At 67.4% G+C, this 26,995-nt stretch carries 25 protein-coding genes and 1 pseudogene; 13 read left to right on the forward strand and 13 right to left on the reverse strand.

The genetic code is table 11. The features are described from left to right. The first annotated feature begins 38 nt into the window (after positions 1-38). The 5 genes and pseudogenes from HUN07_RS22720 to HUN07_RS22740 all read left to right on the forward strand — a co-directional run bounded on the left by HUN07_RS22720 (position 39) and on the right by HUN07_RS22740 (position 5,550). Complete coding sequence (locus HUN07_RS22720) at positions 39-1,202, forward strand: FAD-binding oxidoreductase (RefSeq protein ID WP_174913029.1); 1,164 nt, start codon at positions 39-41, stop codon at positions 1,200-1,202. 453 nt (positions 1,203-1,655) lie between these two features. After that, positions 1,656-2,873, forward strand: a complete 1,218-nt coding sequence (locus HUN07_RS22725; RefSeq protein ID WP_174913032.1) for an ABC transporter substrate-binding protein — start codon at positions 1,656-1,658, stop codon at positions 2,871-2,873. 215 nt (positions 2,874-3,088) lie between these two features. Next, positions 3,089-3,843: pseudogene (locus tag HUN07_RS22730) on the forward strand (NmrA/HSCARG family protein). Positions 3,844-3,878: 35 nt separating this feature from the next. Continuing rightward, positions 3,879-4,649, forward strand: coding sequence for an FAD-binding oxidoreductase (locus HUN07_RS22735; RefSeq protein WP_114721568.1), 771 nt, complete (start codon positions 3,879-3,881; stop codon positions 4,647-4,649). 172 nt (positions 4,650-4,821) lie between these two features. Continuing rightward, positions 4,822-5,550, forward strand: a complete 729-nt coding sequence (locus HUN07_RS22740; protein ID WP_174913035.1) for a hypothetical protein — start codon at positions 4,822-4,824, stop codon at positions 5,548-5,550. 60 nt (positions 5,551-5,610) lie between these two features. On the opposite strand, the gene HUN07_RS22745 is transcribed toward HUN07_RS22740, so the two are convergent. From HUN07_RS22745 to HUN07_RS22760, 4 genes are all read right to left on the reverse strand, one after another. Next, positions 5,611-7,188 carry an AMP-binding protein gene (locus HUN07_RS22745; RefSeq protein ID WP_174913038.1) on the reverse strand — a complete coding sequence of 526 codons (1,578 nt, stop codon included), beginning with the start codon at positions 7,186-7,188 and terminating at the stop codon, positions 5,611-5,613. Between the two features lie 145 nt (positions 7,189-7,333). Further along, positions 7,334-8,158 (reverse strand): SDR family NAD(P)-dependent oxidoreductase, encoded by an 825-nt coding sequence (locus tag HUN07_RS22750; RefSeq protein ID WP_174913041.1) that lies wholly within the window; start codon positions 8,156-8,158, stop codon positions 7,334-7,336. 25 nt (positions 8,159-8,183) lie between these two features. Continuing rightward, positions 8,184-9,017, reverse strand: a complete 834-nt coding sequence (locus HUN07_RS22755; protein ID WP_174913044.1) for a mycofactocin-coupled SDR family oxidoreductase — start codon at positions 9,015-9,017, stop codon at positions 8,184-8,186. Further along, on the reverse strand, positions 9,017-9,826 hold the full coding sequence (locus HUN07_RS22760) for a mycofactocin-coupled SDR family oxidoreductase (RefSeq protein WP_174914968.1): 810 nt from the start codon (positions 9,824-9,826) through the stop codon (positions 9,017-9,019). The genes HUN07_RS22755 and HUN07_RS22760 overlap by 1 nt, the downstream gene beginning before the upstream one ends. Before the next feature lie 253 nt (positions 9,827-10,079). On the opposite strand from HUN07_RS22760, the gene HUN07_RS22765 reads away from it, so the two are divergent. From HUN07_RS22765 to HUN07_RS22785, 5 genes are all read left to right on the forward strand, one after another. Next, on the forward strand, positions 10,080-11,258 hold the full coding sequence (locus tag HUN07_RS22765; protein WP_174913047.1) for a Rieske 2Fe-2S domain-containing protein: 1,179 nt from the start codon (positions 10,080-10,082) through the stop codon (positions 11,256-11,258). 42 nt (positions 11,259-11,300) lie between these two features. Then, positions 11,301-12,482, forward strand: coding sequence for a hydroxylase (locus tag HUN07_RS22770; protein WP_114721560.1), 1,182 nt, complete (start codon positions 11,301-11,303; stop codon positions 12,480-12,482). Positions 12,483-12,511: 29 nt separating this feature from the next. After that, positions 12,512-13,444 carry a biphenyl-2,3-diol 1,2-dioxygenase gene (bphC, locus tag HUN07_RS22775; RefSeq protein WP_174913050.1) on the forward strand — a complete coding sequence of 311 codons (933 nt, stop codon included), beginning with the start codon at positions 12,512-12,514 and terminating at the stop codon, positions 13,442-13,444. Positions 13,445-13,645: 201 nt separating this feature from the next. Next, entirely contained in the window at positions 13,646-14,437 is a 792-nt protein-coding gene (locus HUN07_RS22780) for an IclR family transcriptional regulator (RefSeq protein WP_114721558.1), read from the forward strand. Positions 14,438-14,474: 37 nt separating this feature from the next. Further along, complete coding sequence (locus tag HUN07_RS22785) at positions 14,475-15,410, forward strand: alpha/beta hydrolase (protein WP_174913052.1); 936 nt, start codon at positions 14,475-14,477, stop codon at positions 15,408-15,410. A gap of 23 nt (positions 15,411-15,433) precedes the next feature. Here HUN07_RS22785 and HUN07_RS22790 read toward each other — a convergent pair whose 3' ends face one another. Further along, a complete protein-coding gene (locus tag HUN07_RS22790) occupies positions 15,434-16,138 on the reverse strand; it encodes a PadR family transcriptional regulator (protein WP_174913055.1) in 705 nt (234 codons plus the stop codon). Positions 16,139-16,287: 149 nt separating this feature from the next. Between HUN07_RS22790 and HUN07_RS22795 the strand changes: the two genes are divergently transcribed. Both HUN07_RS22795 and HUN07_RS22800 read left to right on the forward strand, forming a co-directional pair. After that, the gene (locus HUN07_RS22795) at positions 16,288-16,539 is read left to right on the forward strand and encodes a hypothetical protein (protein ID WP_114721756.1); all 252 of its coding nucleotides are present in this window, start codon (positions 16,288-16,290) and stop codon (positions 16,537-16,539) included. A gap of 138 nt (positions 16,540-16,677) precedes the next feature. Further along, positions 16,678-17,301: an LLM class flavin-dependent oxidoreductase gene (locus HUN07_RS22800; RefSeq protein WP_254622640.1), complete on the forward strand. Its 624-nt coding sequence runs from the start codon at positions 16,678-16,680 to the stop codon at positions 17,299-17,301. Between the two features lie 75 nt (positions 17,302-17,376). On the opposite strand, the gene HUN07_RS22805 is transcribed toward HUN07_RS22800, so the two are convergent. From HUN07_RS22805 to HUN07_RS22825, 5 genes are all read right to left on the reverse strand, one after another. Next, positions 17,377-18,276, reverse strand: coding sequence for a TIGR03619 family F420-dependent LLM class oxidoreductase (locus HUN07_RS22805; protein WP_174913058.1), 900 nt, complete (start codon positions 18,274-18,276; stop codon positions 17,377-17,379). A gap of 105 nt (positions 18,277-18,381) precedes the next feature. Next, a complete protein-coding gene (locus tag HUN07_RS22810; RefSeq protein ID WP_174913060.1) occupies positions 18,382-19,101 on the reverse strand; it encodes an ABC transporter ATP-binding protein in 720 nt (239 codons plus the stop codon). After that, on the reverse strand, positions 19,101-20,924 hold the full coding sequence (locus HUN07_RS22815; protein WP_174914970.1) for a branched-chain amino acid ABC transporter ATP-binding protein/permease: 1,824 nt from the start codon (positions 20,922-20,924) through the stop codon (positions 19,101-19,103). The genes HUN07_RS22810 and HUN07_RS22815 overlap by 1 nt, the downstream gene beginning before the upstream one ends. Positions 20,925-20,926: 2 nt before the next feature. After that, the gene (locus HUN07_RS22820; RefSeq protein WP_114721551.1) at positions 20,927-21,784 is read right to left on the reverse strand and encodes a branched-chain amino acid ABC transporter permease; all 858 of its coding nucleotides are present in this window, start codon (positions 21,782-21,784) and stop codon (positions 20,927-20,929) included. Between the two features lie 46 nt (positions 21,785-21,830). Continuing rightward, positions 21,831-23,045 carry an ABC transporter substrate-binding protein gene (locus HUN07_RS22825; RefSeq protein ID WP_114721549.1) on the reverse strand — a complete coding sequence of 405 codons (1,215 nt, stop codon included), beginning with the start codon at positions 23,043-23,045 and terminating at the stop codon, positions 21,831-21,833. A 341-nt stretch (positions 23,046-23,386) separates the two neighbouring features. Here HUN07_RS22825 and HUN07_RS22830 point away from each other — a divergent pair, with 341 nt between their 5' ends. Next, on the forward strand, positions 23,387-23,599 hold the full coding sequence (locus HUN07_RS22830) for a hypothetical protein (RefSeq protein WP_174913063.1): 213 nt from the start codon (positions 23,387-23,389) through the stop codon (positions 23,597-23,599). 140 nt (positions 23,600-23,739) lie between these two features. On the opposite strand, the gene HUN07_RS22835 is transcribed toward HUN07_RS22830, so the two are convergent. The 3 genes from HUN07_RS22835 to HUN07_RS27140 all read right to left on the reverse strand — a co-directional run bounded on the left by HUN07_RS22835 (position 23,740) and on the right by HUN07_RS27140 (position 26,994). Then, entirely contained in the window at positions 23,740-24,231 is a 492-nt protein-coding gene (locus HUN07_RS22835) for a hypothetical protein (protein ID WP_147283507.1), read from the reverse strand. A gap of 280 nt (positions 24,232-24,511) precedes the next feature. Next, complete coding sequence (locus HUN07_RS22840; protein ID WP_174913065.1) at positions 24,512-26,785, reverse strand: TPR repeat region-containing protein; 2,274 nt, start codon at positions 26,783-26,785, stop codon at positions 24,512-24,514. After that, entirely contained in the window at positions 26,782-26,994 is a 213-nt protein-coding gene (locus HUN07_RS27140; RefSeq protein ID WP_254622641.1) for a hypothetical protein, read from the reverse strand. The genes HUN07_RS22840 and HUN07_RS27140 overlap by 4 nt, the downstream gene beginning before the upstream one ends. Position 26,995: the final 1 nt, after the last annotated feature.

The raw sequence follows: 26,995 nt of genomic DNA on the forward strand, positions 1-26,995 counted from the left end.
CTGCGGTCGGAGCCGATCCGCATGCAAGGGAGGACGACGTGGAACCGGCCGAGATCAGTCTCATTCGTGCACAATTTGCGGCCGTCACCTCGTCTACCGACACCCGCGACCGCTTCGCCCACACCTTCTACACCCAGTTCTTCGGCCGCATCCCGCAGAGCCGCTCGCTGTTCCCGGCCGGGATGGACGGCCAGCGGGTCAAGCTCGTCGCGGCGGTCGAGTTCATCGTCCGCGGGCTCGACGACACCGACCGACTGCTGCCGTTCCTCGCGCAGCTGGGCCGCGATCATCGCAAGTACGGGGTGCAGCGCGAGCACTACGCGGCCGCCGGCAACGCACTGCTCGACGCGATGCGCGACGCCGACTCCGACGGGCCGTGGGGCCCGCACAGCGATGCCGCGTGGCGCGAGCTGATCGCCCTGATCACCACCACGATGTCCGATGCCGCCGACGCCGACGACTTCCCCGCGCTGTGGGAGGCGACCGTCGTCAGCCACGAGCGGGTGCTGCGGGACCTCGCGATCATCCGGCTCGAGTCCGACTCCCCGATCCCCTACTCCGCCGGGCAGTACCTCAGCGTCCAGATCCCGCAGCGGCCCCAGATGTGGCGATACCTGTCGCCGGCGATGCCCACCAACCCGTTCGGCCAGCTCGAGTTCCACGTCCGGCGCGTGTCCGGCGGTTGGGTGAGCCCCGCGATGGTCAACGAGACCGCGGTCGGCGACCGCTGGCAGCTCAGTTCCCCGCTCGGCGGTCTGCACGTGGACCGCGACTCCGGCCAGGACGTCCTGATGATCGCCGGCGGCACCGGACTCGCGCCGCTGCGCGCACAGATCATGGACATGGCCCATCGCGGCATCAACCCGCGGGTGCACCTGTTCGTCGGCGGCACGTACCCGTGCGACCTGTACGACATCGAGACGCTGTGGCACCTGTCGCTGAGCAACCCTTGGCTCACGGTCGTGCCCGTCACCGAGGAAGACGAGAACCCCTGGTGGCACCCGTACCCCAGCCCCGAACCGCCGCCGGGAATGCACCAGCGCCTGCTCGGCCCGCTGGGCCGAGTGGTGGGGCAGTTCGGAACCTGGGCCGACCGGCAGGTGCAGATCTGCGGTTCCCCGGCGATGGTGAAGACCACCGCATACGCGCTACAGCGGACCGGCACACCGGCGTCGTCGATCTCCCACGACCCACTGCGCTGACGGGGCACAGTCGAGGCATGGACGACCTCCCACCGATGCCACCGGTCGACAACACCGACCCCGACTCGTCCGACACGACGTCCGGCTGGGTGATCGCAACATGGTTGACGACGATCGTGGCCGCAGGCACTCCACAACCATCGCGTCACCACCGGCATACGCCCGGGAACCTGAATCCGCCTGCGCCGAGAAAACCGACCAGTCAGCGGGAGACTCCGTAGGCGCTGCGCCGCACCCGCTCTAGCGTCGATCCCAACGAGCACGAGCCGGACCCGACACCGGGTTCCGGCCCGCTCCTGCACGCTCACATGCATCCAATAATGTTGCCTCACAAAGCTTTCTCCACTTCCTAGAGGCGGAACAGGCTATTGACGTAATCCACGTCACACCCTTAGCGTCAGCGCGCCCAGGCAATCGCCTGGCATCGGCCGTGCCCATTCGGAGGGATCCTGCATGAAGATTCGGCATTCTGCGTTCATCGCGGCACTGGCGGCCTCCGCCGTCGCCGTCGCCGGCTGCTCCGGCTCGGCGTCTGGAGAGGACGCCTCGGACAGCGGCCCCTACCGTGTCCTGGTCACCGGGGCGATCAGTGGCCAGGGTTCGTTGGCGGCGAATGCCCAGACCTCGATCCTGGCCGCGAAGGCCGGCGTCGAGGAGGTCAACAAGAACGGCGGAATCGCCGGGCGCACGGTGGAACTCACCGTCGTCGACGACGGCGGTGACGCCACCAAGGCGGTGTCCAACCTGCGCGACGCGGTGAACTCCGGCAAGAAGCCGGACCTCTACCTCAACTCGGGCCCGTCCACGGTCTCGGCGGCGACGCTGCCGATCCTGAAACAGAACAAGATCCTGTCGTTCAACGTCGGCCCCACCGACAACTCGTCCGATCCGAGCGAGTTCCCCCTCAACTTCGACCTGTCGCCCTCACCCACCGAGTACGCCGTCTCCCTCGCCCGGTACGCGAAGAGCAAGGGCTACCAGCAGGTGGGTGTCATCCACGGAAGCAGCGCCTACGGTGAGGCATTCGGTAAGGCGATGGACTCCGCCCTCTCCGACGAGGGCGTCAGCATGTCGGCCACCGAGGAGTACGACGTGGCCGCACTGGACATGACCGCCCAGTTGCAGGCGCTGAAGAACAAGGGCACGCAGGCGCTGGTCATCGACGCGTACGGCGCGCCACTGGGTTACCTGCTCACGAGCCTCGAGCGACTGGACTGGAACATCCCGTTGATCGGCAACACCTCGGTCTCCGGCACTGCCCTGATCGCGAGGCCCGCGCCGGACGGGGCTCTGGGCACGCGGGCCGCCTCCAACCTGGTGATGCAGGTGTTCCCGAGCACCGTCTACGACGCCGCGGACACGACGGTGAACACGATGGTGTCGTCGATGGCATCGATGGGGTCGATTCCTTCGACGCTCATCCTCGCCGACAACTACGACCCGTTCGGGCTCGTTGCGGCCGCGGCCGACAAGGTCGGCTCCGCCGCAGATCCGCAGAAGCTCGCCGAGGCGCTCGAGACCCAGGAAGTTCTCGACAACGCGCGAACGGCGTTCCTCCCGCGCTACCACTACTCGCCGGAATCGCACGCGCCCAACCTGGCCGACGACGGGTACCGGTTCGTGCCGCCGAGCAAGCTGCTCAACGGCCAGTACGGCAATCCCGCCGCGTGATCGAGGAGACGCCATGACGATCCAGCCACTGCACGCGCCGCCGGCATCCATCTGCGGTCCGCCGAGACCGCGGCTTCTTCTACTCGTACTGACACCCACCGGGGCCGTGTTCGGGCGCTTCGCCCGGACACGGCCCCGGTCCGTCGTGTCCACGCCGTTTCCGGGGGTACGCTCGCGGCGGGAAGCACCCCGTGTCACCGACCGGAGGAGATCCGATGGCCACCCATCCGATACTGGTTCTCGCCGCCACGGGCGGACAGGGGCGAGCGGTCAGCACGGCCCTCCTCGACCGGGGCGCGCCGGTGCGTGCCCTGGTGCGCAACCCGACGTCGGCCGGGGCACGATCCCTCGCCGACCGGGGCGCCGACATCGTCACCGGATCGCTGGACGACGGAGAGTCGTTGGCGGCGGCCATGCGCGACGTGGCGGCCGTCTTCGCCATGACGACGCCGTTCGAGGGCGGGGTCGAGGAGGAGATCACCCAGGGCCGCACGATCGTCGCGGCCGCCGGTCGGGCCCGGGTACCGCACCTGGTGTTCAGCTCGGTGGCCGGCGCCGACCAGCACAGCGGTGTTCCGCACTTCGAGAGCAAGGCCGTCATCGAGGCCGAGCTGACGTCCAGCGGGCTCGCCCACACGATCCTGGGGCCGACGTACTTCTTCGACAATGCACTCGGCGGCGCCGATCGGATCCGCACGGAGGGCGTGCTCGACCTGCCGCTGCCGCGGGATCGCCCACTGCAACAACTCGATCGCAGGGATCTCGGGGCGTTCGCGGCCCACGTCCTGCTCTCCCCCGAGCGCTTCGCCGGCGAGCGGATCGAACTGGCAAGTGACGCACCCACTCCCGACACCATGGCCGCGGCCCCGGCTACCGGGTCGACCTCGAGCGGCTGCATTCCAGGTTCCCGGACGTGGGGTGGACGTCGTTCGCGGATTGGGCCGGTAGCACGTTCGGCGCGGCGCGATAGCAGCGGCGGACCCGATCACCGGGAACAATGGTCGTATGCAACAGCAGGATTCCTGGACCGCGACCGTCGTCGAACACCACCGCCTGCGCCGCGATGTCGCGGTGGTGCGCCTGATCGGTGAGGCCGTGCCGTTCCGCGCCGGCCAGTACGTGGATGTGAGCGTGCCGGGGCATCCGCGCCTGCCCCGGCGCCTCTCCCCCGCGCTGCCGCCGTCGCTCGACGGCAAGCTCGAGTTCCACGTCCGCACCGTCCCCGGCGGCTGGGTGAGCCGCAGCATCGTCGAGGACACACGCCCCGGCGATCAGTGGCAGATCTCCGCTCCGCGCGGTGATCTCACGGTCGACGAGGAGGGACCGACGGTCGTCATGGTCGGCGGCGGCACCGGCCTCGCCCCGCTGCGCTCGATCATTCTCGACCTGGTGCAGGTGCCGAACCCGCCTCAGGTGTATCTGTTCGTGGGCGGGCGGACGGTCGCGGACCTGTACGCGTCGGACATGCTCTGGCTGCTCACGCAGCAGTTGCCGTGGCTCACCACGATTCCCGTCGTCGAGGACGTGACCGACCCCGGCGCCCCCGACGATTGGTACGAGCGCATCCGCGACCACGTGGGCGACAGTGCGCTGGCCGGCTTCGGCGACGACCACCTGCTCGAGGGCACGCTCGGCGACGTCGTCGCGGCGCATGGCGCGTTCGTCGACCACCAGGTCCTCGTGTGCGGTTCCCCTGCCATGGTGCGAACCACCCGGGATCGGTTGATCGCCACCGGAACCCCCGCCGACGCCATCCGGTTCGACCCGCTCGACTAGCAGTTCGTCGGGTCCGCCGGGCATGAAATGAACGAATCTCCTGCAGGTCTGGACGGGCGTCCATATAGTCAGCGAGGACGCGTTCGGGGGTACGGCTCCAGGTGATGCGGTGCGGTACGCGTCCTGATGGCTGCAGTAGCCGACACCACTTCCGACCGAATGGAGCTCTTCCGTGAACCGTACGACGCTACGACGAGTTGCCGCCGCCGGCGCCAGTGCCGCCATGATCGCCACCGGCATGACCGTCTCTCTCGGCGCCGGAACCGCCGCTGCCCAGGAGTCCGCCTGCCAGCCGACCAAGAACTTCAACAGTGACGGCATCGTCGTCGAGCAGACCGCCGACAAGGCCGAGGTCGCACCCGGCGGCACCGTCACTTACCAGACCAAGGTGAGCCGCGGCAGCGGAATCTGGATGCTCAAGGAAATCGGGCAGTTCCACGACCCGGCACTGACGCTGGACAGCTCCAAGCTGAACGTCTGGTACCTGGCCGGAGGCCAGAAGTGGGGCGCCACCCACCTGAACAACGACCCCGCAAAGAATCTGTACTGGGAGAGCGGCAGCGGCTGGGACATGACCGGCGGCAACTACGCGGTCCTCGAAATGACCTACCGCGTCGCCGACGACGCCCAGGCCGGTAGCGAACTGGTCAGCGGCGTGCAGGCCAAGCCCCTCGGCTGGAGCACCAGTCAGGAATGGCCGACGACCGGCGCCTGCGTGAAGGTGCGGGCCAAGAACCCGGTCGAGTCGGCGAACGGCAGCCTGGATTCCGCCGGCCTCGGCTCGGTCAGCACGGCCAGTACCTCGATGTTCGGGTCGCTGACCAATCCGACCGGGTCCGTCAGCGACGTGATCAACGGCATCGACTTCGGCAAGATCTTCGGCGCGGTGGCCGGTAGCTGACCGACGAACACCGACACGGAAACGCCCGGCCGACGGATTCTCGTCGGCCGGGCGTTCTTGTCACACCGAGCGCGCGGCCCCTGCCCAGAACTGCGCGCGCAGGGCCTTCTTGTCAAGCTTGCCGAGCGGGGTGAGCGGCAGCGCGTCGACGAAGTCGACCGACTTGGGTGCGTGCACCGAACCCTTTGCGGCGCGGACTCGTTCGGCCAACTCGGCCGCCTCCACCGTTTGGCCGTCACGCAGCACGACGCATGCCTTGACGGCCTCACCCCACTTCTCGTCGGGCACTCCGACGACCGCGACGCTCGCGACGGCCGGGTGCCCCGAGATGACGTCCTCGATCTCGCGCGGGAAGACGTTGAACCCACCCGTGACGATCATGTCCTTCTTGCGATCGACGATGAACAGGAATCCGTCCTTGTCGGCGCGGGCGATGTCGCCAGTGTGCAGCCAGCCACCGCGCAGCGCCTCGGCGGTCTCGTCCGGCTTCTTCCAGTACTCCTTCATCACCAAGGGTCCACGAACGCAGATCTCGCCGAGTTCACCGCGCGGCACCTCGTCGAGGTCGTCGTCGAGCAGGCGCACGTCGAGCCACGGCACGGGGCGCCCGCACGACGCGAGCCGCTCGATGTTCTCCGGGTCGTGCTCCTCCTTGCGCATGACGGTGATCGTCATGCCGCACTCGCTCTGGCCGAAGTACTGGAAGAAGATCGGGCCGAGCTTGGCGATGCCCTCCTGGAGCCGGGTCGGAGACATCGCGGCGGCGCCGTAGAACAGCGTCTCCAGACTGGAGACGTCGCGGGTCTTCAGGTCCGGATGGTCGAGCAGCATGTAGATCATGGTGGGCACCAGCATCGTCGAGGTGATCTTGTACTTCTCGATCGCCTCGAGCACCGCACCCGGCTCGAACGCCGGCAGCACCACGAGCGAACCGCCGCGCATCAGCGTCGGCACGAAGAAAGCCATGCCCGCGTGCGAGAGCGGGGTGCATGCCAGGAACCGCATCTCGTCGGGGAACTGCCACTCCGCCATCTGGATCTGCGGCAGCGTCACACCCGATCGGAAGGTGTTGACCACGCCCTTCGGCTTGCCGGTGGTGCCGCCCGTGTAGACCATGCTCGACGGATCGTCGCCGTCGACGTCCGCGGCCACCAGCGGTTCCGGCGTGAACATCGCCGCCAGCGCGAGCACGTCGACGCCCACCTCGGACGGCCCGAGGGAGAACAGATTCTTCAGCGACGGCACCGCGGCCTTCAGGTCGGCCGCACGGCCCTCGAACGCGGTCGGGTCGAAGATCAGGGTCTCGATCTCGGCGTCGCCCAAGATGTAGCTGTGGTCGTCGACCGAGCCCATCGGCGCCAGCGCGGTGTTGCGGCAGCCCTGGATCATCTGCGCGCCGACGCTGATGAGGACCTCGGGGCGGTTCTTCGACAGCATCGCGACGGTGGAGCCCTTGCCGATGCCGAGGGACTCGAGCGCCTGGATGAAACAGCTGATCTGGTCGCGCATCTGGCCGCCGGTCAGCACGACGTCGCCGAGGTAGAGCGCCGGCCGGTCGGCGTTGCGATCCAGCGCGGTGATGAGCAGGTCCGCCAGGAAGCGGGGGCGGTGGAGAACGTCGGTGAACTCGTCGGTCATGTGTGTTCCTTCTACGCGCGCGGACGCGGACACGGACACGGCGCTGCGAGCGCCGGTCGCGCCACGGTCGGCCAGTGTGGTCCGGGTCACCGACACGATAACCGGATTTGCGCAGAACTGGAACCTGTTACACCGAGAGGATCGGTCAGTTCCGGCCGTCGAACAGCGCGTCGGGCCGCAGTTTCTCGCTCAGCACCCGGGCGCGCTTGGACGCGAGCCGTTCGAACGCGTCGGGGTGCGTGAGGATCCAGAACTCGTCCCGCGCGATCCCGTCGAACAGTAGTTTCGCGGCCTCGTCCGGGGTCATCCCCTCCCGGATCTGGTCACGCCAGAAGCCGGCGTCCGCCGCGGTCGCGTCGTGCACCGGGGCGTCCTCGAAGATCCGCGTCGCGACCTGCCCCGGACTGAACACCGACACCCGGATCTGTGGGAACGCCTCCGCGCATTCGAGGTAGACGCACTCGGTGAGCGCCTGCACACCGTGCTTCGTCGCCGCGTACGCCGTCATCCGCGGGGTGATCGCGATGCCGCCCACCGAGCAGGTGTTGACGATGTGCGACGGCCGCGGATCGGCGCCCATCCGCGGCACGAACGAGCGGATGCCGTGGAAGACCCCGTTGAGATTCACGTCGATCACGCGCTGCCACTCGTCGGCAGGCACCTCCCACGTGAAACCCAGCGACTCGAGTCCGGCATTGTTCAGCAGCACTGTCACCGAACCGAACTCGTCGTATGCGGCGTCGGCGAGGACATCCACGGCGGCCGCGTCCCGAACGTCGGTGGGTACCGCGAGCACCGCGTGACCGTCGGCGCGCAGGTCGCCGGCGACCGCGTCGATGCGCTCGGCCGAGATGTCGGCGAGGACCACGTTCATGCCGAGCGACGCGGCGTACCGGGCCGCGCTCTCCCCGATGCCGCTGCCGGCGCCGGTCACGACGGCGGTGCCGCCCCTCAGTTCTTCGAATCGCATGGTGCTGTCCCTGCTTTCCGCGGTTCTACTTGACGCAGTGGCCGGCGTCGACGGGCAGTGTGACACCGGTGATGTAGCGGGCCTCGTCGGACGCGAGGAACAGACTCGCGTTGGCGATGTCCTCGGGCTCGATCATCGCAACCGGCAGCAGGTGCATCGACTGCGTTCCCGCCTCGAACTGCTCCTGCGTCGGTTCCTCGACGCCCGGGCAGAACGTCCGCATCGTGGACGGGTTCTGGATCATCGGGGTCCGCGTGTTCGCCGGGTGGATCGTGTTGACCCGCACACTGTGCGGCGCAAGCTCGTTCGCGAGCGACTTCATCAGCCCGACGACGCCGTGCTTGGCCGCGGTGTAGTGCCCGACGCTCACCAGGCCGCGCAGGCCCGCGATGGAGCTGATCAGCACGATCGAGCCGCCGCGGCCACCGTCGATGACGTGTGGGATGCCGGCCTTGCACGTGTGCCACACGCCGGTGAGGTTGACATCCAGCATCGTCTGCCAGCGCTCGGAGCCCATCTCGACGGCCGCACTGGACGAGCTGATCCCGGCGGTCGCGCAGATGACGTCGAGGCGTCCGAGTGCCTCCACACCGGCGTCGACCGCGGCCGAGAGCGCCTGCTGGTCACGCACGTCGGCCTCGAACGCACAGATCTTGCGGCCGAGCGACTCCACCAGCCGGACCGTCTCTGCCAGATCCTCGGGCGACGCACCGGGCGTGGTCGAATGTTCGACGGGCGCGCACACGTCGACGGCGATGATGTCGGCACCCTCCTGCGCGAACCGCACCGCCTGGGCCCGGCCCATGCCCCGCGCCGCGCCGGTGATCAGCGCGACCCTGCCTTCGAGACGTCCGCTCATCACGCCACCTTCTGGGTCTGGCCGGCGTCGATGACCATCTGCAGGCCCGTGACGTACCGGGATTCGTCCGATGCCAGGAACAGCACCGCGTTGCTCACGTCGATCGACTCCACCCACGGCACCGGCAGCAGCATCTTGGTGGCCAGCACCTCGGCGACGTCGTCGGCGGTGGGATTCTCGAGATCGGGCCGCAGCCGCGCGAACGTCGCGGGATTGAGGGTCATCGCGGTGGCGACGGCACCGGGATGAACGGTGTTGACGCGGATCGCTCTCGGACCGAGTTCGTTCGCGAGGGTCTTGGCCAGACCGGTGATCGCGTGCTTGGCCGCGGAGTAGTGCGACGCGCCGGGCACCGCCTTGATCGCGGCCGTCGAACTGACGATGACCACCGAACCACCGGACGGATCCATCTCCGCGACACCGGCCTTGACGGTGTGCCACGTGCCGGTCACGTTGACGTCGATGGACCGGTTCCACACGGCGTCGTCGATCTCCCACGACGGGCCGGGGTTGTCGCTGATGCCGGCGTTCGCGACGACGACGTCGAGCGGTCCGAGTTCGCGCGCACCGGCCCGCACCGCGGCGGTGAGCGCGTCGAAGTCCCGGATGTCGGCGGTGCCGGTGACGACGCGTCGGCCCTGTTGCTCGACCAGGCGCGCGGTCTCGGCGAGGTCCGTCTCCGACTCGCGTCCGGGCAGGTCGAGCGCGACGATGTCGGCCCCCTCCTCGGCCAGGCGGACCGCGTGCACGCGCCCCATCCCCTTGCCGGCGCCCGTGACGAGCACCGTCTTACCGGCCATCCGCATCATGATCATTCCTTTCACCGTGAGGCGACGCTAGCCAGCCGATCCGGCGACCCGGCAGTAGTCCTCCCGCGTGGTGGGAGGACCCGACCGACCCGGTGCCGCCGCCGTCGAAACCGCACGACGACCGCTCCGACCTGCCGCTATACCACGACCTCCGGGGTGTTCCATCCAGCGGGAGAACCCCTTCCCGCGCGACACGCCGCCGAGTTCTATGAGGCGCATCACAGGACAGCCCCCTGACGGCACGGAGGAACACATGTCACTCGACACGGCGCCCACCAACGGCTCGACGACCGACACCGACGAGATCCGCGAGATCGAGGCCGCGGCAGCGCCCACCCGCTTCGCGCGCGGCTGGCACTGCATCGGTCTCACCCGGGACTTCAAGGACGGCAAGCCGCACCCCATCGAGGCATTCGGTACCAAGCTCGTCGTGTTCGCCGACAGCAAGGGCGATCTGAAGGTCCTCGACGCGTACTGCCGCCACATGGGCGGTGACCTGAGCCAGGGCGAGATCAAGGGCGACTCGATCGCCTGTCCGTTCCACGACTGGCGCTGGGGCGGAAACGGCAAGTGCACCGACATTCCCTACGCCCGGCGCGTGCCCCCGCTCGCGAAGACCCGCGCGTGGACGACGCTCGAGAAGAACGGCCAGCTCTACGTCTGGAACGATCCGCAGGGCAACAAGCCGCCGGCCGACGTGACCATCCCGGACATCGCGGGGTACGGATCCGACGAGTGGACCGACTGGAGCTGGAAGACCCTGCGCATCAAGGGTTCGCACTGCCGCGAGATCGTGGACAACGTCGTCGACATGGCGCACTTCTTCTACATCCACTACTCGTTCCCGCGCTACTTCAAGAACGTCTTCGAGGGCCACACCGCGACGCAGTTCATGAAGTCCACGGGCCGCGAGGACATCGTGAGCGGTACCAACTACGACGACCCGAACGCCGAACTGCGCTCGGAGGCCACGTACTTCGGCCCGTCGTACATGATCGACTGGCTCGAGTCCGACGCCAACGGTCAGACGATCGAGACGGTCCTCATCAACTGCCACTACCCGGTGAGCAACAACGAGTTCGTGCTGCAGTACGGCGCGATCGTCAAGAAGCTCCCGGGACTGTCGGACGAGGACGCCGCCGACATGGCCGCGAAGTTCGCCGAGGGCGTCGAGATGGGCTTCGAGCAGGACGTCGAGATCTGGAAGAACAAGGCGCCCATCGACAACCCGCTGCTGTCCGAGGAGGACGGCCCGGTCTACCAGCTGCGCCGCTGGTACCAGCAGTTCTACGTCGACGTCGAGGACATCACCGACGACATGACCAAGCGCTTCGAGTTCGAGATCGACACCACCCGGGCGGTCGTGAGCTGGCAGCAGGAAGTCGCGGAGAACATCGCGAAAAAGGCCGAGAACTCGGCCCCGACCTCCTAGTCTCCGCTTCATAGAACACCCCGACTCGAAGAGGAAATACACATGAGTTACGAAGTCCTGGCCCGCATCGAGGCAGCCGCCGACGACATCTTCGTCGAGGGCATCGAGGCGGAGCGGATCGGCAAGGTCGCCGACGCCACCGCCAAGCGGATGAAGGACGCCGGGTCCATCCGGATGCTCCAGCCCAAGGAGCACGGCGGCCTCGAGGTCCACCCGCGCGAGTTCGCCGAGACCGTGATGCGGATGGCGTCGCTGAACCCGTCCGCGGGCTGGGTCCACGGCATCGTCGGCGTGCACCCGTGGCAGCTCGCGTTCGCCGACCCCAAGGTGCAGCAGGAGGTCTGGGGCAACGACCAGGACACCTGGATGGCGTCGCCCTACATGCCGGGCGGCATGTGTATCCCGGTCGACGGCGGCTACAAGTTCGCCGGCAAGTGGTCGTTCTCCTCCGGAACCGACCACTGCGACTGGGCCTTCCTCGGCGCGATGGCGTGCAACCCGGACGGCAGCATGGAGATGCCGCCCCGCATGCTCCACGTCATCATTCCGCGCAGCGACTACGAGATCATCGAGGACTCGTGGGACGTCGTGGGCCTGCGCGGCACGGGTTCGAAGGACGTCGTCGTCAAGGACGCCTTCGTGCCGGACTACCGGGTCATGGACTGCGACGAGGTCATCGACGGCACCGCGGTCCGCAAGTACGGGCGCACCGAGACGCTGTACCTGATGCCGTGGTCCAACATGTTCCCGCTGGGCATCACCTCGGCCACGATCGGCATCTGCGAAGGCCTGCTGCACCACGCCAACGAGTACCAGCGTGAGCGGATCAACCCGCAGGGCACCGCCGTCAAGGACGACCCGTACTCGATGTTCGCCATCGGCGAGGCCACCGCGAAGCTGCAGTCGGCCCGGGATTCGCTGCTGGCCAACGTCGATCGCATGTGGGACCTGGTCGATGCCGGCAAGACGCCGACGTTCGAGCAGCGCGCCCTCGGCCGCGAGACCCAGGTCAACGCCGCCTGGCAGGCCGTCCAGGCCATCGACGCGGTGTACGCCCGCTGCGGCGGCAATGCCCTGCGCATGGACAAGCCGATGCAGCGCTTCTGGCGTGACGCGCACGCCGGCCTGCACCACGCGATCCACGTGCCGGGCACGGTGTACCACGCGGCGACGCTGAGCGGTCTGGGCGTCGACCCGCAGGGTCCGCTGCGCGCGATGATCTGACCACCATTCGAAATCACAACGGAGACAACATGACGAACCCCAATGTCGGCGGCTTCGGCACCGACATCCGCGGCCTGGGCTACGTGAAGGTCCAGACCAACGACATGGACCGCTGGCGCACGTTCGCCTTCGACGTGCTCGGCTTCGCGAAGGGCAGCGGACCCGACGAGAACGCCCTTTACCTGCGGATGGACGAGCGCGCGGCACGCATCATCGTCGTCCCCGGTGAGACCGACGAGGTTGTCACCATCGGCTGGGAGGTCCGCGACCACAACGCCCTGGTGCGCGTGACCGAGGCCGTCGAGCGGGTCGGCATCGCCGTCAAGCCGCTCTCGGTCGAGGAGGCCGACGCCCGCCGTGTCGAGGAGGTGGTGACCTTCCAGGATCCCGCCGGCGCGACGCTCGAGATCTTCCACGGCGCGGTCCTCGACCACAGCCCGGTCGTCACCCCGTTCGGCTCCAAGTTCGTCACCGGTGCGCAGGGCCTCGGCCACGTCGTGCTGCCGACGATGGATCCGAACGGCACGTTCGAGTTCTACACCGACGTCCTCGGCTTCCTGCCGCGCGGCGCGTTCCGGATCCCGGCCCCGCCGGAGTTCGGCCCGCTGCGGGTGCGCTTCCTGGGCGTGAACGAGCGCCACCACAGCCTCGCGCTGTGCCCGGCACCGCACAGCGGCGCCCCGGGCCTGGTGCACATCATGGTCGAGGTCGACACGCTCGACGCCGTCGGCCAGGCCCTCGATCGCGTCGTCAAGGACGGCTTCTCGGTGTCCTCGACGCTGGGCCGCCACACCAACGACAAGATGGTGTCCTTCTACGTCCGTGCACCCGGCGGCTGGGACATCGAGTTCGGCACCGAGGGCCAGAAGGTCGACGAGCGGTACTACTCCGCCGAGGAGATCACCGCCGACAGCTACTGGGGCCACGACTGGTCCGGCAGCGAGCCGCTCGCCGCGATGTAGCAGCGGGACCCACTCCAACCGAACAATCCGCCGTCAGGGGGAACCCCGTCCTACCAGGGACGATCGGGTTCCCCCTTTCGGCGTATGTCGATCTTGGTGATCCACTTCACAAAATGTGGATCCTGTGTCATTATTTCTAATCGAAATACCCACGTCAGATGGGTCTCACGGCGATGCTCGACAGAAGTGAGGGAGACATCGATGACCGCACCAGCGACTGCAGACTCCACCCCGACCGCGATCCTCGAACGGGTTTCGCTCGTCCTGGACACCTTCGACGGCCCCGGCCGCCTCACCCTCGCCCAGGTCGTCAAGCGCACCGGGCTGCCCCGGTCGTCGGCGCATCGCATGCTCGAGCGTCTCGTCGAGATGCGCTGGCTGCGCCGCGACGGCCGCGACTACGAGCTCGGCACCCGGCTGATGGAACTCGGCTCGATCGCCGTCCACCAGAATCGCCTGCACTCCGCTGCGGCACCGATCCTGCAGGAACTGCACCGCGTCACCGGCTACGTCGTACACCTCGGCGTCCTCGACGGCACCGACGTTCTCTACCTCGACAAGGTCGGCGGACGGCTCGCCGCCGAGCTGCCCACCCGCGTGGGCAGCCGCTACCCGGCCCGCAACTCCGCGATCGGCAAGGCCCTGCTCGCGTACACGCCGAACGGCACCGACAGCCTCGCCGAGTTCACGCCCGAACTGCACAAGGTCCGCGAGATGGGCGTCGCGTACGAGGTCAGCCAGATCTCCGGCGGCATCGGCATCATCGCCGTCCCGATCGGTCCGGTCGGGGGCGTCACCGCCGCGCTGTCGATCTGCGGACCCACCAGTCACCTCAAGTTCGACCACCGTCACTCCGCGCCGGTCCGCATGGCCGCCAACGCGATCCTGCAGTCCCTCACCGGACGCAGCCACGGCGCGGCGCCGATCGCGCACCGCAACCGCCTGCAGAGCATGCCCACCGCGGCGCCCCGCGCCCGCCTCCAGTACGCCTGATCCCAGACACTCCTGACCCCAGACTTCTAGGAGCACCATGCAGATCGATCCCGAGGTCGAGTCGATGCTCACCCTGCTCGACGCAGGGTTTCCCCCCGTCGAGGAGATGACCGGCGCCGATGCGCGGGCCGCGATCCGGGCCCGGCTACAGCCCGTCGCGAATCCCGAGGAGGTGGCGTCGGTCCGGAACCTCGAGATCGCCGGACCCGCCGGACCGATCCCGGTCCGCGTCTACGAGCCGGCCGCGAACTCCACGCAGCCGCGGCCCGTGGTCGTCTTCGCGCACGGTGGCGGCTTCGTGTTCTGCGACCTCGACACCCACGACGGAATCTGCCGTGCGGCCGCGAACGGACTGGGCGCCGTGGTGATCTCGGTGGACTACCGACTCGCCCCGGAGCATCCGGCCCCGGCCGCACTCGAGGACGTCTACGCGGCGCTCGTCTGGGCCGCGGACAACTGCGCCGACCTGAACGCAGATCCGGCCCGACTCGTCGTCGCCGGGGACAGCGCCGGCGGCAACCTCGCGGCCACCGTCGCGCTGGCGTCCCGCGATCGTCGTGGTCCGGCCGTCGCCGCCCAGGCACTGCTCTACCCCGTCATCGACGACGACTTCGAAACCGACTCCTACCGAACCTATTCCGAGGGTCACTTCAACACCCGTGCGGCGATGCAGTGGTACTGGAAGCAGTACGCACCCGGCGGCGCGGACAGCGCGCTGATCTCCCCCAACCGCGCCGAGAGCCTGTCCGGCGTCGCGCCCGCCGTCGTCGTCACCGCGACCCGCGACCCGCTGTGCAGCGAGGGCGACGCCTACGCCGCACGGCTCGCGGCGGACGGTGTGCCCACGATCCACCGCGTGTACGAGGGGCTGTTCCACGGATTCCTGACGATTCCGGCACTGTCGATCACCCAGGTGGCGCGCAAGCAGTTGTGGGCGGACCTCCAGTCGATCCTGGGGACCGCGTCGAACTGAGCGTCAGCGGGAGGGGTGGGCGCTCAGCGCTGCCCACCCTTCTCCAAGCCCTCGACGAAATCCTCGACATCACGCCAGGAACCAGCCACCTCGGGAATCGGATTGCCAAGTTCGTCGCGCTCGCGCACGTGCGCGAAAGTCTCTGCGGCCTCGTCGATATCGTCGAGCATCTGCCGCGCGAGGTCCATCTCGGCCCGGTAGTAGCGCTCGGCCCACTTCAGGCTCATCTTCGAGAACGCCCACGACGGCTCGCGCGTGGCGTGGTCGGCGTGCAACTCGGCGCGCTGGCGCAGCGCCTCCATGTTCTCGATGTGGGCCTCGACGAGCGCCTTGAGCTGCTCGGGGTCGTTGAGGTGTCCCATCCACAGCCGGAGCATTAAACCGTGCTTGAGCACGGGCTGGTCGACGGGCGCGTCCCGGGACCAGTTCCGCGCCGCATGCGTCCCACGCTCGGTGATCCGGTAGACGCGCCGGCCACGCTCGCCGGGCTCGGAGACCATCTCGGACTCCACCAGGCCCGCCGCCTCGAGCTTCTTGAGTTCCCCGTACACCTGGCTGATCGACGGGCTCCAGTAGAAGTAGCCGATACTCCAGTCGGCCCACTTCTTGAGGTCGTATCCGGTGAGCCCCTCACCGAGGGTCAGCATGCCCAGAACCGCCCAACTGGTGGCGGGCAGCGACGGGTAGCCGGCGTCGACAGCGTCGTTGGCGGGCTCGGTTTCGGGCATGGCCGAAGCCTAACAGCCCAGGTAGAAGGTGGTTACAGCCCGGTAGCAAGTGTCCGCTCACCGGGAGCGCACCTCCCGCTCCGTGGGAGAACTGCAGACGTACGACACGACAGTGACTACCGTCACGCATGGAGTCAGGAGGTCCGTTCATGGAAAGCGTCAGCTGCAATAGCTGCGGCAACCGAGTCCTCGTCGAGAAGTACAGCGAGGCCCACACCAGCATCCAGTGGCTCGAGGATGCCGACCGCGCGTGCCCCGAGTTCGCCGAGGCCCGCACCGAGGTCGGACGTCCGTGGACGCCCACGTGCCACAAGCTGCGCGAGTCCATCGACGATCTCACGATCTCCGGACAGCTCGGCCTGTCCCTGCGCAGCTACCCGGTGCCCGGCCGCCTCGAGTGATCCGACGGCGGTCCCGGTCTCTGCCACCGGGATCGCCCAGGCACGCACACCGATGCGTCCCCTACGTTCGAACGATGAAGTGGGCATTGCCGGGCGCGATGATCGCGACCGCCGAGCGAAATCGGCTTCTACACCAACGTGCTGAAGCTGCCGCTTCGTGATCCGCTGCTGACGGCGAAGCAGGTCGCGACGATGGCCGTGATGTCGGGCAACCGGATCGCCGTCGGCGTCGGGCTGTCGTGGATCCCGGAGGAGTTCACCTTCACCGGCACCGAGATGCGGACCCGCGGTGCCCGCACCGACGAGGCCATCGAGATCCTGAAGGCCGTGTGCGCCGGGCGTGGTCCCGAATGGGTCGATTTCCACGGCAACCACTACGACTTCGACCGGCTGATGATCAGTCCCGCACCGGATCTGCCGGTGCCTGTCTACGGCGGTGGGCACAGCGAGGCCGGCCTGCGCCGCGCGGCACGCTTCGCGGACGGCTGGATCTCCGTCAACACCGGGGTCGCAGAACTGACCTCCGCGATCGAGCGTCTGGGCGAACTGCGCGCCGAGTTCGGGCGCGCCGACGAGCCGTTCGAGATCGACGCCTCCCCCACCGACGTCTCGGACATCGACGGACACCGCGCGCTCGCCGATATCGGCGTCACCCGGGTCCGGGTCTCCCCGTGGCGACTCTACGGCGCCGATCCGTCCGATCCGCGGGCCCGCCTCGACGCCGTCCGCCGTTTCGCCGACCAGGCCATCGCCGGCTCCTGAAGCACTGGACGGGAGTTCACGGCACACTTCGACGGCGAAGGTGTGCCGCGAACTCCCGCTCAGGGGTCCGCTGGGCTACGCATTCCCACCGAGCCCGACCGCCCAGGTCAGGAAAGCATCGACGTGATCTGCCCCGATTGCCAGCGCCGACGGACGCACCAGCGCGGAGTCGACGCCCAGTTCCCGCGCCTGGTCGGCCGATGCCGCCATCGCGTCGAACTCGACGCCACCGGATCCGTCGTCGATTGCCGGCAGCATGATCTGTACCTCGGCGGATGCCGGGTCGCGGCCCTGCTCCTCGAAACAGTTGCGCAGCAGCGTGATGCTCTCGGCGAGGCGGGGCATGTCCGCCGGGGCTGCGGTCCAGCCGTCGCCGACGCGCGCGATCCGGTCGAAGTTCCGCTTCGACGGCGCCATCCCGAAGATCACCGGCACCCGTGACTGCACGGGACGCGGCAGGCTGTAGAAGTCGGAGAACGCGAAGCCCGTTCCGGTGAACGACGCCGGCGGCGGACCCCACAGTTCGCGGCACGCGGCCACCGTCTCCTCCAACCGGCCGAAGCGGCGCTCGAACGGAATCCCCGCCGCCTCGTACTCGGCCTGCTGCCAGCCGACGCCCATCCCGATCCGCGTCCGGCCCCGCGACAGCACGTCCAGCGTCGCGATCTGCTTGGCGAGCAACAGCGCCGGCCGCAGCGGCGCAACGAGCACGTACACGCCCAGCTCCACCCGTTCGGTCACCGCGGCCACCGCGGACAGCAACGACATCGGGTCGAGCCACGGATGCTCGAGCTCGAACGGAAAACCGTTGGCACGCACCCGCTCTTCGTGAGCCTCCCGCGAGAAGCCCAGGTGGTCCGAGGCCGTGATCAGGTCGATGCCGCGCCGGTCGGCCTCCGCCGCCAGGTCGAGCAGTCCACGGTGGTCGCCGTCGTAGAGTCGCTCCGCACCGAAGACGTCCAGTCCGATCCTCATGGGTCCTTGTCCTCTTCCTTCAGAAAGCACCGAAACGGGAGTTCACGGCACGCATTCGCTGTCGAAGTGTGCCGTGAACTCCCGTTGAGGGGTTTGCAGTGCCGGTCAGACGCGCCCGAAGTACGCGTCCTTGAGGACTGCGAGGTCGTCGATCTCCGACGCCGGCGAGTCCATGACGACCTTGCCGATGTCGAGGACGGTGACGTGGTCGGCGACGCTCATCGCCGCCTCGACGGCCTGCTCGACGAGGAGCACGGCCAGGCCGGTTTCCTTGAGCAGTTGGACGCGCTCCATGACCTCGTTGACGATGACGGGGGCCAGGCCGCCCGACGGCTCGTCGAGCAGCAGCAGCTTCGGTTCTGCCATCAGTGCCGCACCGATCGCCAGCATCTGCTGCTGACCACCGGACATCGAGCCGGCCAACAGGTTCCGCTTCTCACCGAGGATCGGGAACATCTCGTAGATGCGCTCGACCTCGGACTTGAGGGCGGTGCGACGCTTCTTCGTGGTGTAGCCGCCGAGCAGCAGGTTCTGCTCGATGGTCTGCTTGTGGAAGACGCGCTTGCCCTCCTGCACGTACGCCATGCCGCGGCGCACCCGCTGGTGGGCGGGAACACCGGAGATGTCCTGGCCGTCCATCTCGATGGTGCCGCCGTGAACCTTGTTGAGACCGGAGATCGCACGCAGGGTGCTGGTCTTGCCGGCACCGTTGCGTCCGAGCAGGGCCGTCACCTGGCCGGGGTAGACGTCGAAGGAGACGTCCCAGACCACGCGCAGGTCACCGTAACCGGACTGCAGATTCCGAACGCTCAGAACCGGTTTCATCACTCCACCTTCTCCAGCTCGGTAGCCGTGCCGCTGTCGGGGTCCACGCCGAGGTACTCGCTGAGCACGCGGGGGTGGTGCTCGATCTCCGCGGGCGGGCCCGACGCGATGACCTGTCCCTGCGCCAGCACGACGATGGTGTCGGCGAGGGAGAGGACGAGGCGGAAGTTGTGCTCCACCAGCAGCACGGTGGCGCCGGCGTCACGCAGGGCGCGGATGAGCACCGACAGCCGCACGAGTTCGTCCTCGTCCATGCCGGACGCGATCTCGTCGAGCAGCAGGACCCGCGGCTCGGCGATCACGGCGCGCGCGACCTCGAGCATCCGTCGCATTCCCAGCGGCAGCGAGGTGGCAACCTCGTTCCGTAGGTGCGACATTCCGACCAGTTCGAGGACCCGCTCGGCCTCGGTGATGTCGGCCTTGGCGACCTTGCGGAAGCTCGGCAGCCGGAACACGGCCGAGAGCATCGAGGCACGGTTCGTCATGTACCGGCCCGAGGCGACCGCCTCGAGGACCGTGACGTTCTCGGGGATGTTCGGGGTCTGGAACGTGCGGGCCACACCCTCACGGGCCACCCGGTTCGACGAGAACTTCTGGACCTCGGTGTCACCGATGACGATTCGACCGGAGTCCGCGGTGTAGAAGCCACAGATCATGTTGAGCATCGTGGTCTTGCCGGAACCGTTGGGCCCGATCAGCGCGGTCACCCGGCCCGGCTCGGCCCGCAGGGTCGCCGCCTCGAGCGCCTGGTTCCCGCCGAACGCCTTCGAGATGCCGTCGACCTCGAGCGTGGCACCCGCGATGGGATCGACATGCGGAATCGCCTCCGGGTCCCGCGGTTCCGGCCGTTCGAGGGCGCCGATACCGGCCTTGCGGTCGAGCCTGGTTGCCAGGCTGCGGAACACCTTCGTGAGTCCACCCGAGAGCAGGACGCCGCCGATGATCAGGAAGCCGCCGTAGAAGATCAGCGAGTACTCCTGGAACGCGGTCGACTGATTCGGCCCGAACTGCATGATGGCCGCACCGATCACCGCACCGTAGACGCTCGCCGAACCACCGAGGATCGACGCCGCGAGCACCGCGGTGGCGAACGTGAAACCGAACGCCTCGGGGGCGATGAACAGGTCGGTGTTCGCGAACAGGGCGCCCGCGAGGCCTGCGGGCAGGGCGCCGATCGCGTAGCCCAACAGCTTCATCCGGAACACGGACACACCCTGGGACTGCGCGAGAACCGGAGACTGCTTGAGCGTGCGGAACGCGATGCCGTGACGCGAGACCACGAGGTTGCGCATCACCACGAACCACAGGATCGTCACGCCGACCACGACGTAGTAGAAGTTCTTGTCGATGTCCTGGCCGAACAGCGTCGGCGGTTCCATCCCGGACAGGCCGTTACGGCCACCGGTCTTGCCGCCGAAGATCGCGAGGATGTCGGGCACCAACAGGATCAGGAAGAACGACGTCATCGCCAGCGACCAACTACCCAGTCGCAGACCGGGAATGCCGGTGATGATGCCGACAATGAGTGCGACCGCGCCCGCGGCCGCCAACTGCACCAGGATCTCGGTGTGCCCGGCCTGGGACATCAGACCGGCCGTGTACGCGCCGGCCGCGTACATCGCGGCCTGGCCCAGTGCGAGCTCACCGGCATAGCCGAGGCTCAGGTTCAGGCCGCTGACCACCAGGGCCAGGATGCACGCCAGCTGGAGCTGACGCGTGTTCGTCGCGTCCATGCCCATCATCGGTGCGAAGAACACGATCAGGCCGAATGCGAGCGCGAAGATCCAGCTCGGGACACCGCGCAGAGTGCGCCAGATCTGCATGGTCACACCACCCGTTCTTTCACCGTGCCGAACAGTCCGGCAGGTTTGACCATCAGGACGACGATCAGCACGACGAACACCGCGATGTTGCTGTACTGGCTACCCGCCCACAGTGCGGTGAACGATTCGACCAGACCGACCGTCAGACCACCGATCAGTGCGCCCGGCAGCGAACCGAAGCCGCCGATCGCCAGGGCCACGAAGCCCTTGAGCGCCAGCGCGGCACCGAGCGTCGCGACCGCGAACGTCTTGGGGCCCACGAACAGTCCGAGCACACCGGCGATCGCACCGGAGAACGCGAACGCGCCCATCGCGATGCGCCGCACATTGACACCACGCAGCATCGCGGCCTCGCGGTCCTCGGAGACACCCATGAGAGCCAGACCGGTCATGGTCCGCTTGCTCAGCTGACCGAGGCCGATCACGAGCACGATCGACAGGACCAGCAGCGCGATCTCGACCGGATACGTCCGGCCGCCCAGGATGGTGATCGGGTCGTTCGACCCGAAGAACGGAACCGTCAGCGGCTCACTGCCCCAGATCAACTGCGTCGCACCGTTGAGCAACGTCGCCGCACCCAATGTCGTCACCAATTGGTTCTGGTGATCGGCGACCGGTCTGATCGCGACCAACTCCTCGACGGCCGCGAGGATCATCACCGTCACGGTGGCCATCACGGCAACCACCAGCACCGGAAGCTTCAGCGTCACCAGGCCCGTGTAAGCCACGAAGGTGCCGACCATCATCAACTGCGCCTGCGCGAAGTTGAAGGTGTTCGACGAGACGAACACGATGTTGTACCCGATCGCGACGAGCACGTAGACAGCGCCGAGGGCGAGCCCCGACCACAGAATCGTCACAGCGAGAACCTCCTTCGCGTCGTATGGGAATCAGAGTTCATGAACGTCATGCGGCCGGATTGCCGAACTGGCCGTTGACGACCTTGGTGGGCGCGATGAACTTCATCTCGTCCTGCGTCGGGTTCGGGCCGTGGTTGTCGGCAGTGAAGTTGTAGCGGGACAGGAAGGCCGTCTTCGCGTTCTTCTGGACCTCTTCGGTCTCGAGCGCCTGCGCCAGCTTCTCGGAATCGGTGGTGGTGCCGGCCTTCTCGGCAGCGGCGGCCACGAGCGGGAACGCGTCGTAGTTGTCAGCAATGATCAGCGTCGACGAGATGGCGCCCATCGAGGCCATCGTGTCGACCATCTTGTTGACGGCCTCGTTGTTCGGGTCGTACACGGTGCTCGTGAAGACCTGCGAGACAAGGTTCTTCACCTCAGGCGTACCGAGGACGCCGTTCGGCGGCTCGTTGGCGACGAGGTTGGTGCTCGACACCGAGGTGTTGCCGATCAGCGGCACGTCCCAGCCCAGACGCTGCATGCTCTGCAGGACGTAACCCAGCGGCGCGCCGTACGCGTCCAGCGCGATCGCCTTGGCGCCGGCGTTCTTGAGCGACTGCAGCTGCGCGGTCATATCCAGCGCGGTGGCCTCGTACTCCTCGTTGCCGGCCTGCTTCAGCCCGGCCTTCTCCAGCTCGGAGGTCATCTCCTTGCCGAACAGCTCGCCGTACGCGGTGCTGCCGTGGATGACACCGATGTTGTCGTAGCCCTTCTCCTTCACGTGGCCGACGATGCCGCGGGCGTTGTCGCCGGCGCCGGGCGCCAGGTCGAAGTTCAGCGGGAACTTCGACGGATCCGTCGAATCCGGCGTGGGCGCAACGTTGAACGAGAGGATGTCGTTCTGCTCGAGGATCGGCAGCACCGCGGCGCCGACGGACGACGGTCCGGAGTTGAGGACGAGGTCCGGCTTCTGCTTGTTGATGGCCTCGCGCACCTTGGTGACCGCGATAGTGGCGTCACCGGCGTCGTCGACGACCGTCAGTTCGATCTGGCGACCACCGATGCCACCGGCCTGGTTCTGAACCTCGACACCGGCCTTGGTCGCGAGGATCGAGGTCTGCGCGTTGGCCGCGAGGACACCCTGGGCGCTGATACCGCCGGTCACGAGGACCCGGTACGGCGCATCGGCGCCGCCGGCCTCGGCGGAGTCCGTGCCACCGCACCCCGCAATCGTCAAGACCGACGCGGCAACCGCCGCGACGAACACTGGACGCCGATTCTTCATGACTGCCCTCCTAGGACACCCGCTACGTACCTACAGAACCAAGCGCTCGCTTGGCGTGTTTGGACACGGAAGAGCTCGGCGAGCCCCAGCTGGGCGACGCCTCGACACGTCACCCTGCATCAACACCCACCGAGCTCTTCCCATCAAGCACTTGCTTGATTCACCAAGCACTTGCTCGAGTGGGAGCATAAGGGTGTGACGTGGGTAACGTCAACCGACTCGACCATGGGATGGGAGGGCGATGCCCCGCGATACCGCTGAACGGGAATTCACGGCACGTTCCCGGGGCCGAAAGCGTGCCGTGAACTCCCGTTCCGGGGTTGGTCAGGGTCGATCAGGGGTTGTCCACAGCACCGGCACCGCCCACAGGCGACGACGCCGCGGCGCGCTGGGCGCATTCCGTGTTCCACGGCGGGGCCGCCCTCGATCGGGGCCTGGTGAGCAGGCGTGGACTCCGACGCCACTACACGCGCATCTACCCCGACACCTACCTGCACAACGACATCGAGGTCGACACCCGGGTCCGCGCGGAATCATCCAGTTGTGCAGCGTGATCGAGGAGTACGACGGCGACCACCACTTCGAGGTGGAGCAACGGAACCGCGGCGTCGAACGCTAGCACGCGTTCGAAGCAGCCGGATGGCGGGTGATCCGTGCCTAGGCCCGGCGGTTGATCCACCGCTGCAGCGGTTGATCAAGACGTGGGCGGCCCGATCCACTCCGGATACTGCACCGCGACCGGCATTGTCTCGGGCACGTACCCCTCAGGAGGGTCGAGAACGTTGGAGCCGTTTCGAGGCACGAAGGTCGGGAACCGCTCCTGCCACCAATCAACACAGGAACGCGGAATTTCCTCAATCGGCACATACTTGAGCTTGTCGATCTTCCACGAGCCGAAGACATTCCATGTCGGTATCGGGTGCTCCCGCTGGTCGTTCGTCCGTGCATCCGTATCTGCGACGGCAGGTACGCCCGGATCGCCTCCAGGATTCGACAGTTTGACCCACCAGGCGCCACGCAGCTGATTCGGTCCAGGATTCGCAGTACCGTCTGGGTCGATCCAATAATCGCAAACCGTCGCGTTCACGGTTCGCTTGGACTCTTCGAGTTCTGCAATGTGGCGAAAGAACGTTGTGGGCTTCTGCTGGGATTCACCCGGTTGGTTCGAAAAGAAGTAGTCCTCCACGGCCGGATTCGTACTCGAGATGTATCCGGGGAGCGCGTCCAGGTAGCCGGGGAATGACTGTGCTGCACCAACATACGTCGCGTACTCGCCGGCCTCGAGTGCAGCGCGCGTCAATTCTGCACCCCTGCTGAAGATGCTGACGTCTGCACCGGCTGACCACACATTCGAGTACACAGGCCCCGGCACTTGCTGAGGCTCGGAATCGGAATCACCGTCAGTGACACCGCATGACGCGACCAGTAGTCCTAGCGCGATCACTCCGATGGCAATCGACCGATTTCTACCCGTCATTGCGGACTACTTCGTTGTACATCTCCTGCATCAAACTCCCATGGCCGTCTGTTGGATCACCGATCTTGTTGAACACTGCTCGTAGATCTGTTTTCCATCTGTCACCCCGAGAATCGATCGCATCGTAGGGTCGCAGGTTTCCTTGGTCGTCGAACAGATCCTTGTATTCGGATCGGACACCATCCGGAATGTCCGGCGTTGCGGCGAGGACCGCATGGTATGCGGCCGGAAAGTCGGGCCCGGTCAGCACCGCCCGGTCCGCTTCACCGGGCGCCTTTCCGATGATTGATTCCTTGAGCGTGTCCCCACCCGCGTCGACCAGTGTGCTGAACGCATCACCGCCCCAGGCTTTGTCCAGCCCGTAGGTTCCGACGGTAGTTGCCAACGAGTACGCGGCAGCCTTGCGCTCGTACGCGGCCTTCGCGGCTTCCGCGCTGTCCTGGTATTCGTTCTGCGTCTCGATGAGCAGGCCCCGATCGACGAGCCCCATGAGGCGCCCCGCGGTCACCAGGTCGTAGCTTGCGTGTGGATCGCTCGGATCCTTTGCGTACGCCCCGAGGCTGTCGAGCGTGGTGTGCTGCGCGGCCGCCGTGAAGTGTCGCCCGGCTTCGCCGTCGGTGTTCATCAACGCGAAGATGTTGGCGGTTCCGTTGTAGTGGCCGTTGTCGCTGGGGTCGGCCCAGTCACCAGGCGCGAAGCCCGGACGGTCGAGCATCTCGGCGCCGGTGAGCCCCGGAAGGTACGGGCTCAGGCTGTGCGACAGCGTCCGGAGCAACTCCGGGTTGACCTGTCCGGCCGATTGGCCGTTCGCACCAGGGATGTCGGAGAGGGTCTTCCACGCGTCGGCGGTACTCAGATGCTCCCCTACCCCCGCCATGAGCTTCCCGGCCTGCGTCGCACGAGCCACGTCCTCGGGATTGTTCGGGTCCTCGACGGTGAAGTCCTGCTCGGAGAAGCGGAACATCGACGACGCCGCCTTACCGTCGTCCGTCCAATCGTGGGCAAGCATGTCGCGCACCAGGTCCCCGCCGTGCTTGCCCGTCACGGCGTCGAGAACAGCGGCCTTGTCGTCGCCGACGGCATCGAAGATCTGCTCCGCAACCGCGTCACCGCTCGATCCGCGTCCGTCGACCGCGAAGTACTCGAACTTGTTGTTCGGGTTCTGCTCGTGCGCCACCTGGGCGTCGAGGTACTGCCGGCCGGCGTCGAGCAGGCGCCTGTCGAGTTCACTGCCCGTCTTGTACAGCGCGTCCCCCGACTCCACGATGCGGGCGATGGCCTGGTTGTCGGACACACCGTTGAGTTCGGCACTCCACGAACCTGTTCCGGCGATCATCTTGAACTCACGGACCACCAGATCGTCGCGGGTGAGAGATTCTCGGACCCTGTCCGGGAGGAGGTCCGCGCCACCGCTCGTCGGCACCTCCGGGTCACCGGCCACGCCCGCGATAACGCGCTCGTTCGACACGATCTGGAGTGAATTCGCGAGTGCCCGCCTACCCTCCTCCGGCAGCCTGCCCATGAGTTCCTCGATCTCGCGCGGGCTCTTTCCGTCGAGAGATCGCGCCACCTGATTGAGGTACTCCATGTGCGACGCCGGGATGGGTGCCTCGTGTCCACCCGACAGCGCTGCAAGCTGTGCAGGGTCGAGCGTCCCGGCCTCGACGAGACGGCGCACCGACTCCGCGCTCACCTCCCCGCCGGAGGCGATCAACTCGCCATCGGTCCGGCCCTGCTCGGCTCCCAGCGCCGCTACCGACACGAACATCGCGCGCAACTCGGAGCGGTGCGCACCGAGCGCCTCGCGAACGGAGCGGTCGGCCATCTCCACGTCGTTTGCCGCCGCGGTGATCTCCCCCTGCCACTGCCGCAGGGCTGCAATCCTTTCCGGCGAGGACTCGGACAGGGTGTCGGTGAGCTGAAGTGCGCTCGACACCGCGAACCGCTCCCCTTCGGCACCGGCGATCGCGTTGCGCGCCCGAGACAGCGGGGCGTCGATCTCGAAGAATCCCTGCCGCGCTCGCGCCGCGAGGCTTCCGAGCCGATCGACCACGGCCAGGGCGGTCTTCCGGTCCGAGGTCGCACGATCCTGCGCCGCCTCGGCAGCTCGGCCTTCCCAGTACCCGTCGTTCACGCGGGTGACCGCCTCGACGTAGCGGTCGAACAAACCCTCGACCTTCGAGCCGAACGCCTCCCACGCATCCGCGACATCGTTGAGTGTGGCCGGATTCCAGGATTCGATCTGTGAACGCGAGAGGGTCACGCGGGGTCCCCCGGTGCATCCCAGTCGCCTGTCGCGTCGAGATAGGTGCGCACGAGTTGTTCGGCGTTCGCGGTCTCCTGGTTCCGATACTGCGCGGCGACGTAGCGCATGACGTCACCCGTCTCTCCAAGACGCTCAGCGAGCGCGGCGACGAGTGCTCCGTCCACGAGATCAGCGGAAATGCTCGACGCCTCGAGTACCGACGACATG

Source organism: Rhodococcus sp. W8901 (assembly GCF_013348805.1).
In the GTDB taxonomy this organism is placed as follows: Bacteria; Actinomycetota; Actinomycetes; order Mycobacteriales; family Mycobacteriaceae; genus Prescottella.

Bases quoted from the DNA above. Each gene is read 5' to 3' on its own strand.
- HUN07_RS22810 (WP_174913060.1), bottom strand. From the start codon at position 19,101: ATGAAACCGGTTCTGAGCGTTCGGAATCTGCAGTCCGGTTACGGTGAC.
- HUN07_RS22790 (WP_174913055.1), bottom strand. From the start codon at position 16,138: ATGCCCGAAACCGAGCCCGCCAACGACGCTGTCGACGCCGGCTACCCG.
- HUN07_RS22745 (WP_174913038.1), bottom strand. From the start codon at position 7,188: ATGACCGACGAGTTCACCGACGTTCTCCACCGCCCCCGCTTCCTGGCG.
- bphC (WP_174913050.1), top strand. From the start codon at position 12,512: ATGACGAACCCCAATGTCGGCGGCTTCGGCACCGACATCCGCGGCCTG.
- HUN07_RS22780 (WP_114721558.1), top strand. From the start codon at position 13,646: ATGACCGCACCAGCGACTGCAGACTCCACCCCGACCGCGATCCTCGAA.
- HUN07_RS22755 (WP_174913044.1), bottom strand. From the start codon at position 9,017: ATGAGCGGACGTCTCGAAGGCAGGGTCGCGCTGATCACCGGCGCGGCG.
- HUN07_RS27140 (WP_254622641.1), bottom strand. From the start codon at position 26,994: ATGTCGTCGGTACTCGAGGCGTCGAGCATTTCCGCTGATCTCGTGGAC.
- HUN07_RS22825 (WP_114721549.1), bottom strand. From the start codon at position 23,045: ATGAAGAATCGGCGTCCAGTGTTCGTCGCGGCGGTTGCCGCGTCGGTC.
- HUN07_RS22760 (WP_174914968.1), bottom strand. From the start codon at position 9,826: ATGATGCGGATGGCCGGTAAGACGGTGCTCGTCACGGGCGCCGGCAAG.
- HUN07_RS22735 (WP_114721568.1), top strand. From the start codon at position 3,879: ATGCAACAGCAGGATTCCTGGACCGCGACCGTCGTCGAACACCACCGC.
- HUN07_RS22785 (WP_174913052.1), top strand. From the start codon at position 14,475: ATGCAGATCGATCCCGAGGTCGAGTCGATGCTCACCCTGCTCGACGCA.
- HUN07_RS22765 (WP_174913047.1), top strand. From the start codon at position 10,080: ATGTCACTCGACACGGCGCCCACCAACGGCTCGACGACCGACACCGAC.
- HUN07_RS22805 (WP_174913058.1), bottom strand. From the start codon at position 18,276: ATGAGGATCGGACTGGACGTCTTCGGTGCGGAGCGACTCTACGACGGC.
- HUN07_RS22725 (WP_174913032.1), top strand. From the start codon at position 1,656: ATGAAGATTCGGCATTCTGCGTTCATCGCGGCACTGGCGGCCTCCGCC.
- HUN07_RS22750 (WP_174913041.1), bottom strand. From the start codon at position 8,158: ATGCGATTCGAAGAACTGAGGGGCGGCACCGCCGTCGTGACCGGCGCC.
- HUN07_RS22770 (WP_114721560.1), top strand. From the start codon at position 11,301: ATGAGTTACGAAGTCCTGGCCCGCATCGAGGCAGCCGCCGACGACATC.
- HUN07_RS22815 (WP_174914970.1), bottom strand. From the start codon at position 20,924: ATGCAGATCTGGCGCACTCTGCGCGGTGTCCCGAGCTGGATCTTCGCG.
- HUN07_RS22795 (WP_114721756.1), top strand. From the start codon at position 16,288: ATGGAAAGCGTCAGCTGCAATAGCTGCGGCAACCGAGTCCTCGTCGAG.